Source organism: Polaromonas sp. LjRoot131 (genome assembly GCF_964252805.1).
In the GTDB taxonomy this organism is placed as follows: domain Bacteria; phylum Pseudomonadota; class Gammaproteobacteria; order Burkholderiales; family Burkholderiaceae_C; genus Polaromonas.
Map to the genome: position 1 here is coordinate 638,273 of NZ_CAXUPF020000002.1, position 17,714 is coordinate 655,986.

Annotated in this window: 15 protein-coding genes; 12 read left to right on the forward strand and 3 right to left on the reverse strand. The window is 66.2% G+C overall.

The features are described 5' to 3' along the window. Positions 1-2: 2 nt before the first annotated feature. Positions 3-2,186 carry a protein-disulfide reductase DsbD family protein gene (locus ACSQ27_RS13515; protein WP_436155999.1) on the reverse strand — a complete coding sequence of 728 codons (2,184 nt, stop codon included), beginning with the start codon at positions 2,184-2,186 and terminating at the stop codon, positions 3-5. Positions 2,187-2,300: 114 nt separating this feature from the next. Here ACSQ27_RS13515 and ACSQ27_RS13520 point away from each other — a divergent pair, with 114 nt between their 5' ends. From ACSQ27_RS13520 to lnt, 3 genes are all read left to right on the forward strand, one after another. Then, positions 2,301-3,869, forward strand: coding sequence for a B12-binding domain-containing radical SAM protein (locus tag ACSQ27_RS13520; protein WP_436156000.1), 1,569 nt, complete (start codon positions 2,301-2,303; stop codon positions 3,867-3,869). Between the two features lie 278 nt (positions 3,870-4,147). Continuing rightward, complete coding sequence (locus ACSQ27_RS13525; protein WP_436156001.1) at positions 4,148-4,930, forward strand: HlyC/CorC family transporter; 783 nt, start codon at positions 4,148-4,150, stop codon at positions 4,928-4,930. 52 nt (positions 4,931-4,982) lie between these two features. Beyond that, positions 4,983-6,593 (forward strand): apolipoprotein N-acyltransferase, encoded by a 1,611-nt coding sequence (gene lnt, locus ACSQ27_RS13530; RefSeq protein WP_436156002.1) that lies wholly within the window; start codon positions 4,983-4,985, stop codon positions 6,591-6,593. Positions 6,594-6,725: 132 nt separating this feature from the next. On the opposite strand, the gene ACSQ27_RS13535 is transcribed toward lnt, so the two are convergent. Beyond that, on the reverse strand, positions 6,726-7,631 hold the full coding sequence (locus ACSQ27_RS13535; RefSeq protein ID WP_436156003.1) for a LysR family transcriptional regulator: 906 nt from the start codon (positions 7,629-7,631) through the stop codon (positions 6,726-6,728). Between the two features lie 267 nt (positions 7,632-7,898). Between ACSQ27_RS13535 and ACSQ27_RS13540 the strand changes: the two genes are divergently transcribed. Further along, positions 7,899-8,960 carry an asparaginase gene (locus ACSQ27_RS13540; protein ID WP_436156241.1) on the forward strand — a complete coding sequence of 354 codons (1,062 nt, stop codon included), beginning with the start codon at positions 7,899-7,901 and terminating at the stop codon, positions 8,958-8,960. An 89-nt stretch (positions 8,961-9,049) separates the two neighbouring features. On the opposite strand, the gene ACSQ27_RS13545 is transcribed toward ACSQ27_RS13540, so the two are convergent. Beyond that, positions 9,050-9,835, reverse strand: coding sequence for an SDR family oxidoreductase (locus ACSQ27_RS13545; protein WP_436156004.1), 786 nt, complete (start codon positions 9,833-9,835; stop codon positions 9,050-9,052). A 162-nt stretch (positions 9,836-9,997) separates the two neighbouring features. Here ACSQ27_RS13545 and ACSQ27_RS13550 point away from each other — a divergent pair, with 162 nt between their 5' ends. The 8 genes from ACSQ27_RS13550 (at position 9,998) to ACSQ27_RS13585 (ending at position 17,704) form a co-directional block, all read left to right on the forward strand. Next, complete coding sequence (locus ACSQ27_RS13550; protein ID WP_436156005.1) at positions 9,998-10,951, forward strand: LysR family transcriptional regulator; 954 nt, start codon at positions 9,998-10,000, stop codon at positions 10,949-10,951. An 82-nt stretch (positions 10,952-11,033) separates the two neighbouring features. After that, the gene (glyQ, locus tag ACSQ27_RS13555; RefSeq protein WP_436156006.1) at positions 11,034-11,954 is read left to right on the forward strand and encodes a glycine--tRNA ligase subunit alpha; all 921 of its coding nucleotides are present in this window, start codon (positions 11,034-11,036) and stop codon (positions 11,952-11,954) included. Positions 11,955-11,982: 28 nt separating this feature from the next. Next, complete coding sequence (locus ACSQ27_RS13560) at positions 11,983-12,516, forward strand: metal-dependent hydrolase (protein WP_436156007.1); 534 nt, start codon at positions 11,983-11,985, stop codon at positions 12,514-12,516. Next, positions 12,513-14,618, forward strand: coding sequence for a glycine--tRNA ligase subunit beta (gene glyS / locus ACSQ27_RS13565; protein ID WP_436156008.1), 2,106 nt, complete (start codon positions 12,513-12,515; stop codon positions 14,616-14,618). The genes ACSQ27_RS13560 and glyS overlap by 4 nt, the downstream gene beginning before the upstream one ends. 19 nt (positions 14,619-14,637) lie before the next feature. Continuing rightward, positions 14,638-15,210 (forward strand): D-glycero-beta-D-manno-heptose 1,7-bisphosphate 7-phosphatase, encoded by a 573-nt coding sequence (gene gmhB, locus ACSQ27_RS13570; protein WP_436156009.1) that lies wholly within the window; start codon positions 14,638-14,640, stop codon positions 15,208-15,210. Positions 15,211-15,287: 77 nt separating this feature from the next. After that, entirely contained in the window at positions 15,288-16,040 is a 753-nt protein-coding gene (locus ACSQ27_RS13575; protein WP_436156010.1) for a lysophospholipid acyltransferase family protein, read from the forward strand. Between the two features lie 36 nt (positions 16,041-16,076). Continuing rightward, positions 16,077-17,096 (forward strand): M48 family metallopeptidase, encoded by a 1,020-nt coding sequence (locus tag ACSQ27_RS13580; protein ID WP_436156011.1) that lies wholly within the window; start codon positions 16,077-16,079, stop codon positions 17,094-17,096. Positions 17,097-17,263: 167 nt separating this feature from the next. After that, positions 17,264-17,704 (forward strand): response regulator, encoded by a 441-nt coding sequence (locus ACSQ27_RS13585; protein WP_436156012.1) that lies wholly within the window; start codon positions 17,264-17,266, stop codon positions 17,702-17,704. The last annotated feature ends 10 nt before the right edge of the window (positions 17,705-17,714 follow it).

The following is a 17,714-nucleotide window of genomic DNA, read 5'->3' on the forward strand; positions in this document are numbered from 1 at the left end:
CATCACAGCTTGGCCAGCTCGGCCCTTACCTCATCCACCGACAGAATCTCCGACATCACGACGGGCGCGCGGCCGGGCTTGTAGATCACGTAGACCGGTACGCCGTTGCGGCCCAGCTGGGCCAGCGCCGCCGTCACGGCCGGGTCGCGGCGTGTCCAGTCGGCGCGCAGCAGCGCCACGTTTTTCGCCTGGATGTCGGCCAGCACCGTGGCATTCGACAGCGTGGTCTTCTTGTTGTACTGGCAGGTCACGCACCAGGCGGCGGTGAAGTCCACGAACACACTTTGCCCTTGCGCGGCGAGCTGGTCAACCCGGCCCGGCTCCCAGGCCTGCCAGCCGTCGGCCACCGGTGCAGCCGACGCGATGGCGACCGGCCGGGTGATGTTCGGGCCCACGGACCAGAGGCCCCATGCGCCCAGCGCGAGGGAGAAAGCCGCCAGCAAGGTGCGCGCCGTGCCGCGCAGCGTGAAGGCCCAGATCACCAGCGCCATCAGCACCAGCAAGGCCAGCAGCGCGCCCGCACCGTCCACCCCGCTTTGCTGGCCCAGCACCCAGACCAGCCAGGCGACGGTGGCGAACATCGGGAAGGCCATCAGCTGCTTGAAGGTCACCATCCAGGGGCCGGGACGCGGCAGGGCGCGTGCGACGGCGGGGATGGCGCTGGCCGCCAGGTAGGGCAGGGCCATGCCCACGCCCAGGGCCGCAAAAATCGCCAGCGCCTCCAGGGCCGGCAAGCCCACGGCATAACCCAGCGAGGCGCCCATGAAAGGCGCTGTGCAGGGCGAGGCGATCGCCGTGGCCAGCACGCCCGACAAAAACGCATTGACGGTCGGGTTCTTCGCCTGCCAGCCCGCGAGCCGGCCCGGCAGCAGATTGCCGAATTCAAACAGGCCCGCGAGGTTCAGGCCCAGCAGCGTGAACAAGGCCGCCATCAGCGCGACCACGGCCGGGTTCTGCAGCTGAAAGCCCCAGCCCAGCTGCTCGCCCGCGGCGCGCAGGCCCAACAGCAGCGCGCCCAGCGCCAGGAAGGACAGCACCACGCCCACGGTATAGGCCAGGCCGGTCGTCAGGCGCGTGGCGGAGTCTTTCACCTGCACAAACCCCACGACCTTGATGGCCAGCACCGGGAACACGCAGGGCATGAGGTTGAGCACCAGCCCGCCAAGCAGGGCGCCCAGCAGCGCGGCGATCAGGCCCACCGGCGCCGCGCTGGTTTGCAGCGGCGTCGCGCCGGCCGAAGCATTGGCGCGCAGCGCCGCCTCGAGCGCGGGCGGCACCACGGCGGCGGCCGCCGGCGCGGGCCAGGCGCCTTTGACCGGCGCGTCTATGCGGTAGGCGGCATTGTCCAGGGCCACCACCAGCGGCATGCTGGCCGGGCTTTCGGTGCGCTGGCCGGACAGCGGCACCTCGGCCGTCCACACCGCACCTTGCCAGGCTTGTTGCCAGGCGGCGGCGGGTTCGATCACGCTGCCGGTCTCGGGGTACAGCGCCAGGGTCTTGCCCTGCAGCGCGGCGGGCAGGCCGGCCAGGGAAATCCTGATGGCCTTGCCGCCGCCGACGTCGACCTGGCTGGCGCCGGCGGGCAGCGCCTTGGGCGTGGCGGCGAAAGTGTCCTTGAACAGCTGGCTGCTGGCGCCGGTCGAGCTGCGCACCGGGATGCTCAGCGCGAAGTCGCCTTCCTGCGGGATGCATTCCTTGCGGCACACCAGCCAGGCAGCCTTGAGCTTCACCTCGAGCTGGCTGCCGGCAAAGCCGGGCGCCACCGTCAGCGGCACCGGCAGCAGCACGGTTTTTTCGTAGCCGTAGTTGGCCAGCGTACCGATGGGGATTTTTTTCGGCGTCGGCCAGGCGATCTCGCCCGCATCAATGCCCGCGGGCAGCTGCCAGTCGAGCTGCGTGGGCAGGCCCGAATCGCCCGAATTTTTCCAGTAGGTGTGCCACTCGGGCTGGTGCGTGAGCTGCAGGCCCACCCAGACCGGCTTGCCGGGCTCCACGCCCTCGGGCGCCCAGGCCAGCAGTTCGGCGCGCACCTGGTCGGTCGTGACCACGCTGGCGGCCGCGCCGCGGCTGCTTTTGCCGGGCAGGTTCAAGGGCGCATTCTGGGCGCTCGCCACTGCGGACATGGCACCAAGAGCTATCAAAAACGTAGCAGCGAGGGCGGCGGACAGGGGGCGCTTGAAATGCATGGTGGGAGTGTGAGCGGGCGGTGGGGGCATTAGTTCCTGGGGTGGGTGGCGCTGGATCTGCCTGCCGGCCCCGTGATTACAGCCGTTTTTGGAGCCAACTCCGATAATAGGGTCATGCCCCGTATTGTCCTGGCCACCCTCAACGCGAAGTACATCCACGCCTCGCTGGGCCTGCGCTACCTGCTGGCCAATATGGACAAACACGGCGGGCCCGGCCTGCGCGAAGCCACGCAGTTGCGCGAATTCGTGATCCAGCAGCGGCCCACGCAGATCGTCGAAGAGTTGCTGGCGCTGCAGCCCGAGGTGATAGGCCTGGGTATCTATATATGGAACGTGGTCGAGACCACCCAGGTGGTACGCCTGCTCAAGGCCTTGCGGCCCGATATCAAGATCGTGCTGGGCGGGCCCGAGGTCAGCTACGAGACCGGCGAACAGGAGATCTGCCGCCTGGCCGACCATGTGGTCACCGGCTGGGGCGACGTGAGTTTTCCCAAACTGTGCCGCGCGCTGCTGGACGGCCCCCAGCCGCTGATGAAGGTGATCGCCGGCGAACAGCCGCCGCTGGAGGCGCTGGCCCTGCCTTACGGCGACTACACCGCCGAGGACCTGGCCAAGCGCCTGCTCTACGTCGAGGCCTCGCGCGGCTGCCCCTTCAAGTGCGAGTTCTGCCTGAGCTCGCTCGACAAGACCGCCTGGGCCTTTGACCTCGAGGTGTTCATGGCGGAGATGGACGCGCTGTACCGGCGCGGTGCGCGCAACTTCAAGTTCGTCGACCGCACCTTCAACCTCAAGGTCGAGAACTCGGTGCGCATCCTGCAGTTCTTCCTGGACCGGATGGCGCCCGACCTGTTTGTGCATTTTGAGGTCGTGCCCGACAGCCTGCCCGAGCGCCTCAAGGCCCTGATCGCGCAGTTCCCCGCGGGCTCGCTGCAGTTTGAAGTCGGCATCCAGAGCTTCAACCCCGAGGTGCAGCAGCGCATCTCGCGCAAGCAGGACAACGGCAAGACCGCCGACAACCTGCGCTGGCTGGTGACCGAAAGCCGGGCCCATGTGCACGCCGACCTGATCTTCGGCCTGCCCGGCGAAACCCTGGAAAGTTTTGCCCAGGGTTTTGACCGCCTGCATGCGCTCGCGCCGCATGAGATCCAGTTCGGCATCCTGAAGCGCCTGCGCGGCACGCCGATCACACGGCACACCGAGGCCTTTGCCATGGCCTACGACCCGCAGACGCCGTACACGATATTGCAGAACTCCACGATCGACTTTGCCACCATGCAGCGCATCAACCGCTTTGCGCGTTACTGGGAAATGGTCGCGAACTCCGGCCGCTTCGCGCAGGGGCTGCAGCTGTTGCTGGCGCCCGGCTCGGCTTTCGGCCACTTCCTGCGCTTCAGCGACTGGCTGTGGGCAAGCACGGCCAAGACACATGAATTCGCGCTGGAGAAACTGGTGGACCTGCTGTTTGAGCACCTCACCGGGGTGCGCGGCCTGGCCGAAGAAGAGGTTCGCGGCGCGCTGCTCGCGGATTACCTGGCCGGCGGCGCGCGGGGACGGCCGCAGTGCCTGGCCGGGGCTTTGGGGGCGGTGCGGGCGGCGGCGCCCTTGCGCGCCGGCCGGGCCGGCGCCGAGCGGCAGGGGCGGCATGTGAGCCAGGAGATCCGCAAGGCTGCCGCCGCGGCCTGAGCTTTGTGCGGGCCGCCCAATACAACCAAAGGTTTCGTCGGGCCGGGGAAAGCCCCGATTCGCTATCAAATCAATAGCTGAGAAAGCCCAAATACGATAGGCTGGCGCGGAAAATGCTTTTAAATCCGGTCCCTCGTATCACATCCCCCTCAGTGTCAAAGATTTCAGCTATCCTTAGCCCCTTCACAACTACCGACCGCCATCACGTGTCCGACGTTCCCCCTAGTCGGTCTTCCAGGCCAGAAGACAAGCGAGGCTTTCTGCAAAAGCTCGCCGAAATGCTCCACCCCGGTCCCGACTCGAAAGACGAGTTGATCGAAACCCTGGTGGAGGCCCAGGACAATGACGTTATTGGCGCCCAGAGCCGTGAAATGCTCGAGGGCGTGATCCGCATGGCCGACATGACGGCCGGCGACGTCATGGTGGCGGCGCCGCGCATGGACGTGATCAACATCGACGCGCCCTTCGACGAACTGCTGCACCTGGTGATAGACACCGCCCACTCGCGCTTCCCCGTCTACGAAGGCGAAAAGGAAAACATCCTCGGCATCCTGATGGCCAAGGATTTGCTCAAGCTGCAGCGCGCGCCCGAACTCAACATCAAGGCCCTGCTGCGCCCCGCCGTCTTCGTGCCCGAAAGCAAGGGCCTGAACGACCTGCTGCGCGAGTTCCGCGGCAACCGCAACCACCTGGCCATCGTGATCGACGAGTTCGGCCGCGTTGCCGGCCTGATCACGATTGAAGACGTGCTCGAGCAGATCGTCGGCGAGATCGAGGACGAGTTCGACATCGCCGAGGACGACGGCGACATCTTCGGCCTGACCGACCACACCTACCGCGTCAGCGGCGACACCTCGATAGAGCGCGTCAACGAGGCTTTCGGCGTGACGCTGCCCGAAACCGACTTCGACACCATAGGCGGGCTGGTGGCGCACGAGATGGGCCATGTGCCCAAGCGCGGCGAACACTATGCGCTGGCGGGGCTGCAGTTCACGGTGCTGCACACCAAGGGTGGTGCGGTGCGCTGGTTCAAGGTATCGCCGGCCTCCGCCGGCGTCTGACGACACACAATAAAGAAGAGGGCGATTTATGGCACGGGACTCGATTCACAGCATGATGTCCCACCTGCCGACGCTGCCCGCGCTGCTCGAACACGCGCGCAACCTGCCGCCGCGCAAGGGCTTCTCCCCGTTCCAGCTGGTCATGGTGTTGATTGCCGGCTGCCTGCATGCCGCCAGCATGGCCTGGCCCTTCGATTTCGGCCTTGCGCAGGGCCTGCCGGTGTGGTGGATGCAGCTGCTGGCGATGTTCCTGTTCGCCGCGCAGATCGACAGTTGCCGCTCCTGGAAGCGCGCCGCCTGGCTGGGTGTCGCCTTCGGCACGGCCATGCTGTGCAGCACTTTCTGGTGGCTGTTTATTTCCATGCACTTCTACGGCGGCCTGGCCGCGCCGCTGACGGTGCTGGCCGTGGTGCTGCTTGCCGCGTTTTTGTCGCTGTACTACGCGGCGGCGGGCGCGCTGTTTGTGCGTCTGGCGCCGCGCCGCAAGCTGCCGCGCGCCGGGGTGTTCGCTGCGCTGTGGCTGCTGGCCGAACTGGCTCGCGTCGAATTTTTCACCGGCTTCCCGTGGGGCGAGGGCGGCTACGCCCACGTGGACGGCTGGGCCAGGCCGCTGGCCGCCCTGGTGGGCGTGCACGGCATCACCTTCCTGGCGGCGCTGGCCGCCGCCTGGCTGGCCATGGCCCTGCGCGCCTCCCGCATGCAGTGGGTGACCGCGATTGCCATCGTGGCGGCTTGTTTCGTTGTGTCCTACCTGCCGGTGCAAAGCGCCCTGCCGGGGGAGGCGGGCTCCATTGCGGCCGGGGAGCCGCTGCAGGTCACGCTGCTGCAGGGCAATATCCCGCAGAACGAAAAATTCCAGAGCGGCACCGGCGTGACCACCGCGCTGAACTGGTACGGACAGCAACTGCGCGACGTGAAGACGCCGCTGGTGGTGGCGCCCGAGACCGCCATCCCCCTGCTGCCCATGCAGTTGCCTGAAGGTTACTGGCGGGCGCTGCAGTCGCGCTTTGCCACCGGCCAGCAGGCGGCGCTGGTGGGCATGCCCGTGGGCAGCCCCCAGGCCGGTTATGCCAACTCGGTGGTCGGCTTCAAGCCCGGGCAGGCCGAGCCCTACCGCTTTGACAAACACCACCTGGTGCCTTTCGGCGAGTTCGTTCCGCCGGGCTTTCGCTGGTTCATCAACATGATGCGCATCCCGCTGGGCGACTTCAACCGCGGCGCGGTCGGCCAGGCTTCCTTTGAATGGAAGGGCCAGCGGCTGGCGCCCAATATCTGTTACGAGGATCTGTTCGGCGAAGAACTGGGCGCGCGTTTTGCCGACCCGGCGCTGGCGCCCACGATTTTTGTCAACGTCAGCAACATCGCCTGGTTCGGCAACACCGTGGCCATAGACCAGCACCTGCAGATCTCGCGCATGCGCGCGCTCGAGTTCAGCCGCCCCATGATCCGCGCCACCAACACCGGCGCCACCGTCATCATCGACCACGCCGGCAAGGTCACGCACTCGCTGGAGCGCCACACACGCGGCGCGCTGGTCGGCGAGGTCGAGGGCCGCAACGGCATCACGCCCTACGCCTTGTGGGTGTCGCGCTATGGCATGTGGCCGCTGTGGGGCTTGGGCCTGGGTATCGCCGTGTTGGCCCTGCTGTTCCGCCGCCGCTGAAGCTGAGTTGTTGCGGCGCAGAGAGCCGTTCACAAAGCCCAGCGAAGCGGTCCTGGCTAGGCGCGTCGCCGCAGACAGTACACCAGTACGGCAAGGCGGCGCAACAACGCCAGGAGGGTTTTGTGAGCGGCTCTACCGCGCCGCCATCACGCCGTGGAGTAAATCGGGAAGCATCTCCAGCATGCGCAGCGCATCTTGCCCCGGTGGCGTGCTGGTGGCGAAATACATCTGCAGCGGCGCATGCGCAAACTCATGCAGCGGCACCGCCGTCAGCGAGGCCGGGTCCAGGTTGCTGGCTGTGAGGAAATCCACCACCGTCCAGCCCATGCCGCGCTTGACCAGTTCCAGCGCCAGCCGCGAGGTCTGCACCTGCAGGCCGGCCGGGGCGCTCAGGCCCAGGTGGCGGGCCAGCTCGTCGATCGACTGGCACATCGGGTCTTCGCCGACCAGGCGTATCAGCGGCATGCTGGCCAGGAAAGACATGGGGTTTTGCCGCCGCGCCCGCACGGCGCGCAGCCAGATCTCGCGCGTGACGGCCAGGTAGAGCGGCCCGCTCACCAGCGTGGTGCTGGTCAGCAGCGGGTGCGGGTGTTCGTAAAAGCCCAGCGCGAAGTCCACGCCGCGCGTCAGCAGGGCCTGCACCATCTGGTCCTGGTGCAGCGTGCGCACCTCGACGCGCACGCGCGGGTGCCGCGCCATGTGGCGCTCCAGCACCAGGGGTAAAAATTCGTGGCTGATGGAGGGGATGGCGGCCAGCCGCACCTGGCCGTCGGCCGCCTGCCGCAGGTTGACGGCGATGCGCTTGAGCCCGTCCAGCTTCTGGTGGATCAGCGTGGACTCTTCGAACAGCACGCGCGCTTCCGGCGTGGGCGCCAGCGTGCCCTTGCCGCGCGTGAACAGCTTGTAGCCCAGCTGCAGTTCGGTGTGGGCAATGGTCTTGCTGACGGCCGAGGGCGTGATGCAGATCAGCCGCGCGGCGGCACTCATATTGCCCGTCTGCATGACAGCCTGGAAGACTTCAAGTTGCCTGAGGTTCATCGTTCTTCTGGGTGTCGGCGCGGCGAAGAAAGCCTGCAGCCGGAGGGTGTGAGTTTTAGTCACACCCCTCGTTACATTATGCATCGCCGCATCCCGGCGGCGTGGCTACGATGAGCCACCTTTGGCCCTGGCGCCGGAGGAGACATCGGGGCGCGGGCCCTGCGCATGGCCACCTTTCACGGGGTGCCCTGCGCTTGCCGCGGTCCGGCAGAACAATTTCACCTTTCCTGGGATTACCTCATGCAAATTACCTCCACCCTCCTCAAAATGGGCGCTGGGCTCGGCATCGCCGCCTTCACCGCGCTGGGCGTACCGGCTTCCGTGCTGGCGCAGACCGCCGGCAAACCCAACGTCGTCATCCTGGCCACCGGCGGCACCATTGCCGGCGCCGGCGCCTCGGCCCTGAACAGCGCCACCTACGCCGCCGCCAAAGTGCCGGTCGACAAGCTGCTGGCCGGCCTGCCCGAGCTGGCCAATGTGGCCAATGTGAAGGGTGAGCAGGTCTCGCAGATTGCTTCCGAGAGCTTTACCAACGACAACCTCATGAAGCTGGGCAAGCGCATCTCGGCGCTGGTCAAGCAGGCCGACGTGGACGGCATCGTCGTCACCCACGGCACCGACACGCTGGAAGAAACCGCTTACTTCCTGAACCTTGTGATCCGCACCAGCAAGCCCATCGTGGTGGTGGGCTCCATGCGTCCCGGCACGGCGCTCTCCGCGGACGGGGCGCTGAACCTGTTTGACGCGGTGAGCGTTGCCGCCAGCAAGGACGCGGTCGGCAAGGGCGTGCTGGTGACCATGAACGATGAGATCCAGAGCGGCCGCGACGTCGCCAAAACCATCAACATCAAGACCGAAGCCTTCAAGAGCCAGTGGGGCCCGCTGGGCATGGTGGTCGAAGGCCAGAATTACTGGTTCCGCGCGCCTGTGAAACGCCACACGGCCCAGTCCGAATTCAACATTGATGAGTTCGAGGCGCTCGCGCCGGTCGACATCGTCTACGGTTACGGCAATGTGCCGCGCGCCACGGTGGATGCCGTCGGCAAGTCCGGCATCAAGGCCCTGATCCACGCCGGCACCGGCAACGGTTCGGTGGCCGACCGCGTGGTTCCCGCGCTGCAGGAAATTCGCGCCAAGGGTATACAGGTCGTGCGTTCCTCGCGCGTGCCCGCGGGCTTTGTGCTGCGCAACGCCGAGCAGCCCGACGACAAATACGACTGGGTGGTCGCGCATGACCTGAACCCGCAGAAGGCCCGCATCCTGGCGGCCGTGGCCTTGACGAAGAACATCGACAGCAAGGAACTGCAGCGCATTTTCTGGCAATACTGATCTGGAGCTGAGCCCTCGCGGCATAGAGAAAAAGGGCGATGCCGGCAACGGCATCGCCCTTTTTTCATTTGCATGGAGGGTGCGTCGTGTCAGAGCTGGCTCATGCCACCGTCCACGATCAGCTCGGTGCCCACGATAAACGCGGCTTCCGGCGACGACAGGTAAACCACGGCGCTGGCCACCTCGTCGGGCGTGCCGAAGCGCTTGACCGGCACTTGCGCCTGGATGCCGGCGGCCAGCGCATCGAGTTGGTCGGCGGGCACGCCCAGCTTGCCGTACAGCGGCGTCGTGACAGGGCCGGGGCTCACCACATTGACGCGGATGCCGCGCACCACCAGTTCGGCCGACAGCGTCTTGGCCAGCGAAATCAGCGCGGCCTTGCTGGCGGCATAGACGCTGGAGTTGGGCATGCCGATGTGGGCGTTGATGGAGCCGTTCAGGATGACGGCCGCCCCCGTGTTCAGCAGCGGCGACAGCGCCTGGATCGCGAAGAATGCGCCTTTCACGTTGACGTTGAAGGTCTCGTCCCAGAGCGTTTCATCCACGCTTTCCAGCGGGGCGAATTTGGCGAGGCCGGCATTGATGAACACGGCGTCCAGCGTGATGCCTTCGGCGGCCAGTGCGCTGGCCAGTGCCTTGGCCGAGCCGCTGGCGCCTGCGTCGTTGCGCAGGGCGATGGCGCCCGTGCCCAGTTGGGCCTTGGCCTTGTCCAGCGATGCCTGGTCGCGGCCGGTGATGATGACGCGGGCGCCTTGGGCGGCGAATTGCAGCGCGGTGGCCAGGCCGATGCCGCTGTTGCCGCCGGTGACGAGCACGGTTTTGTTGTCAAAGCGCCGGGCTGCGGTAGCTGCGGAGGTGATGGTTTGCGTAGTCATTTCAGTGTCCTGTTCGAGTGAGTTGATAAAAACTTCCGGGTCGGCCTGTGTTTGTTTGCCTGCCGATGTGTTCAATGTATGGTTTATGTTCTTTGCAAAGAAGGCCTGAAAAGTGATTTAATCATTCAGCTTTAATGAATATCGGAGATCGGAAAAATCGCCATGGACCGTTTGCGTGCCTTTGAAGTGTTTGCCGCCGTCGTGGGGCGCGGCAGTTTCACGCGCGCCGCCGATGCGCTGGACACCTCGCCGGCCAACGTCACGCGCTACATCAATGAACTGGAGGCCCATCTCGGCACGCGCCTGCTCAACCGCAGCTCGCGCAAGCTTTCGCTCACCGAAAGCGGCGAGGCGCTGTACGAGCGCAGCAAGTCCATCCTCGAGGAGGTCGCCGACGCCGAGGCGCTGGCCTCCTCGGCCACGCTGCAGCCGCGCGGGCGCCTGCGCATCAACGCGCCGGTGAGCTTCGGCATACGACAGCTGGCGCCGCTGTGGCCGCGCTTCATGCAAAAACATCCTGACGTGGAACTCGACATCGCGCTCAGCGACCGCGTGGTCGACATCGTGGAGGAGGGCTACGACCTGGCCATCCGGATCTCGCGCGTGGGCCCGGCTACCCATGCGGCGCGCAAGCTGGCCACCTCCTGCAACATCGTCTGCGCCGCACCCGCCTACCTGCGGGAGCACGGCACGCCGCAGGTGCCCGCCGACCTGGCGGCGCACCGCTGCCTGGGCTACACCTATGCCGCCACCGCCAACGAATGGCATTTCACCGACGCACAGGCGCGCCCGCACAAGATCAAGGTCAACTACGTCATGCACGCCAACAACGGCGACACCGCGCGCGAGGCGGCCCTGGCCGGGCAGGGCATCATCTGGCAGCCGGCTTTCCTGGTCGGTGAGGACCTGCGCGCGGGACGCCTGCTGCCGCTGCTGCCGGGCTACCGCATGCCCGACATCGACGTGCTGGCCGTCTACCCCAGCCGCCGCCACCTGAGTGCCAAGGTCCGCGTGATGGTGGATTTCCTGGCCGAGGCCTTCAAGGCCGGGCCCGCCTGGTATGTGCCGCCCGAGGCGGCTGCCGCGGCGCCCGCGCGCCGTCGCCGCGTAAAATGACCGCTTTGGCACAGCCGCCCGGTGCGGCCTGGCCTTCCCGGCGCCTCCACAGGCGCCGTGCTTTTGCCCTCAACCCATTCCTATGCTTACTTTCCAGCAAATCATCTTGAAGCTGCAGTCCTACTGGGACGCCCAGGGCTGCGCGCTGCTGCAGCCCTATGACATGGAGGTCGGCGCCGGCACCTCGCACACCGCGACCTTTCTGCGGGCGCTGGGCCCCGAGCCCTGGAAAGCCGCCTATGTGCAGCCCAGCCGCCGCCCCAAGGACGGCCGCTACGGCGAGAACCCGAATCGCCTGCAGCACTACTACCAGTACCAGGTCGTGCTCAAGCCCGCGCCCGCCAACATCCTGGAGCTCTACCTCGGTTCGCTCGAGGCCCTGGGCTTCGATTTGAAGAAAAACGACATCCGCTTCGTCGAGGACGATTGGGAAAACCCGACGCTGGGCGCCTGGGGCCTGGGCTGGGAAGTCTGGCTCAACGGCATGGAAGTCACACAGTTCACCTACTTCCAGCAGGTCGGCGGCATCGACTGCAAACCCGCGACCGGCGAGATCACCTACGGCCTGGAGCGCCTGGCCATGTACCTGCAAGGCGTGGACAACGTCTACAACCTGGTCTGGACCGAAGGCGCCGACGGCTCGAAGCTGAGCTACGGCGATGTCTACAAACAAAACGAGGTCGAGCAGTCCACCTACAACTTCGAGCACAGCGACGCCGACTTCCTGTTCACCGCCTTCACGGCGCATGAAAAGCAGGCCAAGCACCTGATCGAGGTGCAACTGGCCCTGCCGGCCTACGAGCAGGTGCTCAAGGCCGCGCACAGCTTCAACCTGCTGGACGCGCGCGGCGCCATCAGCGTGACTGAACGCGCCGCCTACATAGGCCGCATCCGCAACCTGGCCCGCGCCGTGGCGCAAAGCTATTACGAAAGCCGCGAACGCCTGGGCTTCCCGATGGCGCCGCGCGAGTGGGTCGATCAGCTGCCCAAGAAGGCCGCCTGAGGGTTCGCGCCGCACGTTGCTCCATCCGATGCCCACCATCTTTTCCCATATTGCCGTCCCCATTGCCGCCGCGGTGGCAATGGGCAGCAAGCGGATACCGCCCTCCATGCTGCTGGCGGGCATGGTCGCGGCCATCCTTCCCGACTTTGACGGCGTCGCTTTCAAGCTCGGCATTCATTACGGTGGCATCTGGGGGCATCGCGGCTTCACCCACACCCTCGGCTTTGCGCTCGCCGTGGGCCTGATCGGCTGGTGGCTGGCACGCTATTGGAAGCTGCCGCCGTGGCAGGGCTATGCGTGGATAGCGCTTTGCGCGTTTTCGCACCCTTTGCTGGATACGCTGACCAATGGCGGCGTGGCCATCCCGCTCTACTGGCCGTTTTCCGAGCAACGGTTTTTCAGCCCCTGGCGGCCGGTTGAAGTTTCGCCGGTCTCCTTTTCCCGATTTTTCACGCTACGCGGCGCCGACGTGTTGCTCAACGAGGTCAAAACCATCTGGCTTCCGCTGATGGCCGCGGCCCTGGCAATTTTTGCGCTCCGACATTCCCGAAAAAACCCATGAACGCCTCCCAAAACCTTCTCGTAGAACTGTTTGTCGAAGAGCTGCCGCCCAAGGTGCTTAAGAAACTCGGCGACGCCTTTGCCGGCGTGCTGTTCGAGCAGCTCAAGGCCCAGGGCCTGACGGCTGCTGATTCGGTGCTCACTGCATTCGCATCCCCGCGCCGCCTGGCCGCGCATGTCACGGCGGTGGCCGCCCAGGCCGCCGACAAGGCTGTCTCCCAAAAGCTCATGCCGGTGGCGGTGGGCCTGGATGCTTCCGGCAATGCCACGCCGGCGCTGCTCAAGAAGCTGCAGGCCCTGGGCGCCGATGCGTCGGCCGTGGCCGGCCTCAAGCGCGCGCCCGACGGCAAGGCCGAGGCGCTGTTTTACGACAGCACCGTCAAGGGCGCGACGCTGGCAGAAGGTTTGCAAAAAGCGCTGCTCGAAGCCATCGCCAAACTGCCGATTCCCAAGGTCATGACCTACCAGCTGGCCGACGGCTGGAGCGATGTGAAGTTTGTGCGCCCGGCCCACGGCCTGGTCGCGCTGCACGGCAGCGACGTGGTCGCCATCGAGGCGCTGGGCCTGAAGGCCAGCAACAGCACGCACGGCCATCGTTTTGAAGCCGCTGTGGATCCGGTTGTGCTCAAGGACGCCGACAGCTACGCCGCCACGCTGCGAAAAGACGGCGCCGTAATCGCCGGCTTTGCCGAGCGCAAGGCCGAGATCGCGCGCCAGTTGGCGGCAGCCGCGGCCAAGGTCGGCGGCGGCGTGAAGGCGATTGAAGACGACGCGCTGCTCGACGAGGTGACCGCGCTGGTCGAGCGCCCCAATGTGCTGGTCTGCGAATTCGAGAAAGAGTTCCTCGGCGTGCCGCAGGAATGCCTGATCCTCACGATGAAGGCCAACCAGAAATACTTCCCGCTGCTCGATGCCGCGGGCAAGCTCACGAACCAGTTCCTGGTCGTCAGCAACATCAGCCCCAGCGACGCCAGCGCGGTGGTCGGCGGCAACGAGCGCGTCGTGCGCCCGCGCCTGGCCGACGCCAAGTTCTTTTTTGACCAGGACCGCAAGAAAACCCTGGCTTCGCGCGTCGAAGGCCTGGGCAAGGTGGTCTACCACAACAAGCTGGGCACGCAGGGCGAGCGCACGCAGCGCGTGCGCGCGATTGCCGAAGCCATCGCCAAGCGCCTCAATGCCGATGTGGCCGGCGTGCAGCGCGCCGCCGAACTGGCCAAGACCGACCTGGTGACCGACATGGTCGGCGAGTTCCCCGAACTGCAGGGCACCATGGGCCGCTACTACGCGCTCAACGACGGCCTCAGCGCCGACGTGGCCGATGCGATCGAAGACCACTACAAGCCGCGCTTTGCCGGCGACGAGTTGCCGCGCAACAGCGTCGGTGTGATCGTCGCGCTGGCCGACAAGCTCGAAACCCTGGTCGGCATGTTCGGCATCGGCAACCTGCCGACCGGCGACAAAGACCCCTTCGCACTGCGCCGCCATGCACTGGGCGTGATCCGCATGCTGGTCGAAAAAGACCTGCCGCTGGGCCTGGCGGAACTGGTCGAAAGCGCCCAGCCGGTGTTCGGCGACAAGATCCAGGATGCCTCCGCCCCGCTGGTCGACTTCATCTACGACCGCCTCGCCGGCTCCCTGCGCGAGCAGGGCTACAGCGCGCAAGAGGTTGACGCCGTGCTGGCGCTCAAGCCCCAGCGCCTGGGCGACGTCGCCAAGCGCCTGGCAGCTGTGCGCGCTTTTGCCGCGCTGCCCGAAGCGCCGGCCCTCGCGGCCGCCAACAAGCGCGTCGGCAACATCCTCAAGAAAGCTGAAGGCACGGTCGAGGCCGCCATCAAGCCTGAACTGCTGCAGGAAGCCGCCGAGAAATCGCTTGCCGACGCACTGAAGACAGTCGGCCCCAAGGCCGAAGCGGCTTTTGCCTCCGGCGACTACGCCGCCTCGCTGCAGGCGCTGGCCGCTCTGAAAGCGCCGGTCGATGCCTTCTTCGACGGCGTGATGGTCAACGCCGAAGACCCGGCGCTGCGCGCGAACCGGCTGGGATTGCTCGCCACTTTGCACCAGGCCATGAACCGCGTGGCCGATCTTTCCAAATTAGCCTCCTGACATCTTTCAAGGCAACACCATGAAACTCGTCATCCTCGACCGCGACGGCACCATCAACAGCGACAGCGACGACTTCGTCAAATCGCCGGACGAATGGCTGCCGCTGCCCGGTTCGCTGGAGGCGATCGCGCGGCTCAACCATGCGGGCTGGCATGTGGTGATCGCGTCCAACCAGTCGGGCCTGGGCCGCGGCCTGTTCGACGTGGCTTCGCTCAACGCCATGCACGCCAAGATGCACAAGATGCTGGCCGCCGTCGGCGGCCGTATCGACGCGGTGTTCTACTGCCCGCACAGCCCCGAGGAAAGCTGCACCTGCCGCAAGCCCCTGCCCGGCCTGTTCGAGCAGATAGGCGCGCGCTTCGGTGTGCAGCTGGCGGGCGTGCCCACGGTCGGTGATTCGCTGCGCGACCTGCAGGCCGGCGCCGCGGCCGGCTGCGAGCCGCACCTGGTGCTGACGGGCAAGTCGGCCCAATACCGAGGCGGCGGCCAGCCCCCGGGCCTGCCGGCCGGCACCACGCTACATGCGGACTTGCCGGCCTTCGCCGATTTCCTGCTGGAGCGCGGCGCACGGCCGTTGCCGGTGGCCATCTGAACATCGAGCGTTCCGCGGAAAACCGCTTGCCGCCCCTTGCAACCTGTACAACCTGACCGATAGCCGGAAGCTCCCACATGCCTTTTATCCGCTCCGTTCTTCACCTTCTGTGGATGTCCGTCACCATCATTCCGTGGGCGACTTTTGTGGTCATCGCGTCGCTGTTCGTCAGCAGCACCACCATGTACTGGATGTGCGCGGGCTGGCTGCGCGTGGCGGTCAGCGGCGGCACCTTCATCCTGGGCATCAAGAACCGGGTGACCGGCATGGAAAACCTGCCCACCGGCGAAACCAGCGCCGCGGTGCTGCTGCTCAAGCACCAGAGCACCTGGGAAACCCTGTGCATGCCCACGCTGATGCCGCACCCGCTGGCCTACGTCTTCAAGAAAGAGCTGCTTTACGTGCCCTTCTTCGGCTGGGCCATGGCGCGCATGGACATGATCCACATCGACCGCAGCCAGCGCTCGCAGGCCTTCAACAAGGTCGTGGTGCAGGGCAAGCGCCTGATGGCACAGGGCACCTGGGTCATCATGTTTCCCGAGGGCACGCGCATCCCGCGCGGCCAGAAGGGCACCTATAAATCGGGCGGCACGCGCCTGGCCATCGAAACCGGCGCGCCGGTGATCCCCATCGCCGTCACCTCGGCCAAGTGCTGGCCGCGCAAGGCCTTCATCAAGAAGCCGGGCATCGTCGACATCTCCATCGGCAAGCCCATCCCCAGCGCGGGCCGGCAGCCGGACGAGCTGATGCGCGAAGTGGAAGCCTGGATCGAATCCGAAATGCACCGGCTCGACCCCGAGGCCTACGCGCCCGCCGCGTCGAATACCTGAGCGGCGCCTGCGCCCGCCCTGCCGCGCTAAACTGACATGATGCAACGGCTGCTCCAGTTCACGCTCGACCTGTTTGACGCCCATCCCGCGCCGCCGGCCCGCGCCGCCGGCCCGAAAAGCGGCAAGCCTCCTGCAAAGCCGCGCGCCCCCAAACCGGTGGCGTCCATCCCGCGCCCGCAGCCGGCCGCCGAGGCCGACTTCATCGGGCCGCAGCTCCCCGCCCAGACTCTGCAACAAGCCCTGGCCCCGGCCACCTTCCGGCATCCGCGCGCCACGCGCGAGAGTGTGCTGGACGGCATCCTGGTGGCCTACGAATTCCGGCGCGGCAAACGCAAGACCATAGGCTTTTCAGCCGGTGCCGAGGGCCTCACGGTGAGTGCGCCCAAATGGGTGCCGCTTTATGAAATCGACAAAGCCGTGCTGGAAAAGTCCGGCTGGATACTCGCCAAGCTGCAGGAGACCCGCGAACGCCACGAGCGCATGGAGTCCGCGCGCATCGAGTGGAAGGACGGCACGACGCTGCCTTTCCTGGGCGACGAGGTGATCGTGGTGATAGACCCGCGGCACGCCTTCGGCGGCGTGGGCGCCGAACTCAAGACCCACACGCCCGAGGTGCTGCTGCAGGGCAAGGGCGATGCGGCCAACGAGACGCTGCCCGGCGTGGCGCAGCTGATCTTGCATGTGGGCCTGCCCCACCACGCATCGCCCGAGCAGATCCGCGACGCCGTGCAGGCCTGGCTGATGCGTCAGGCCAAGCGCATCTTCATTGAGCGGCTCAACCATTTCGCGCCGCAGCTCGGCGTGCAGTGGCACAAGCTCAGCCTGTCCAGCGCCGGCACGCGCTGGGGCAGCGCCAGCGCCGACGGTTCCATCCGGCTGAACTGGCGGCTGGTGCATTTCAGGCAGTCGGTGATCGACTACGTGGTGGTGCACGAGCTGAGCCACCTGCGCGTGATGGACCACAGCCCGCGCTTCTGGGACACGGTGCGCACCATCGTGCCCGACTACGCCGAATTGCGCGGCCAGCTCAAAGACGAAGCGATTCCGCGCTGGTAGCTGGGTGCCCGGTGCGCCTGCCTGGAGGCGGCATGGGCCAAACCTTGGCCTGTGGGGGCATCATCGATAACAAAGTAGTACATGTCAGCGTTACTTGGTAATATGACAAAAATATCAAAAATGCCAGAACCTCCAGGGAATTGATGTCGTACTTCTCAAGCACCTCCATGAACGACAAGCTCATACTCGTAGTTGAAGACAATCCCGACCACCTGGAGTTGACTGTCCTGACTCTGGAGGAGCAGGGCGTCACCGCCGAGATCGCGGTCGCCCGCGACGGCGTGCAGGCGCTGGACTATCTTTTCGGGCAGGGCAGCCACGCGGGGCGCGACACGCAGCGGCAGCCCTCGTTCATCCTGCTCGACATGAAGCTGCCCAAGCTGTCGGGGCTGGACGTGCTGCGCAGCGTGCGCGCCAACCCGCTCACGGCCCTGGTGCCGGTGGTCATGCTGACGTCTTCGAGCGAGCGCTCCGACATCGTGGCCTGCTACCAGGCCGGCGCCAACGGCTTTGTCCGCAAGCCCGTGGATTTCGGAGACCTCACGGAAAAACTCCAGCGGCTCCAGGCCTATTGGCTGGACGTTAATGAATCGATCGCGGCCGGTTGAGATTCCTGCG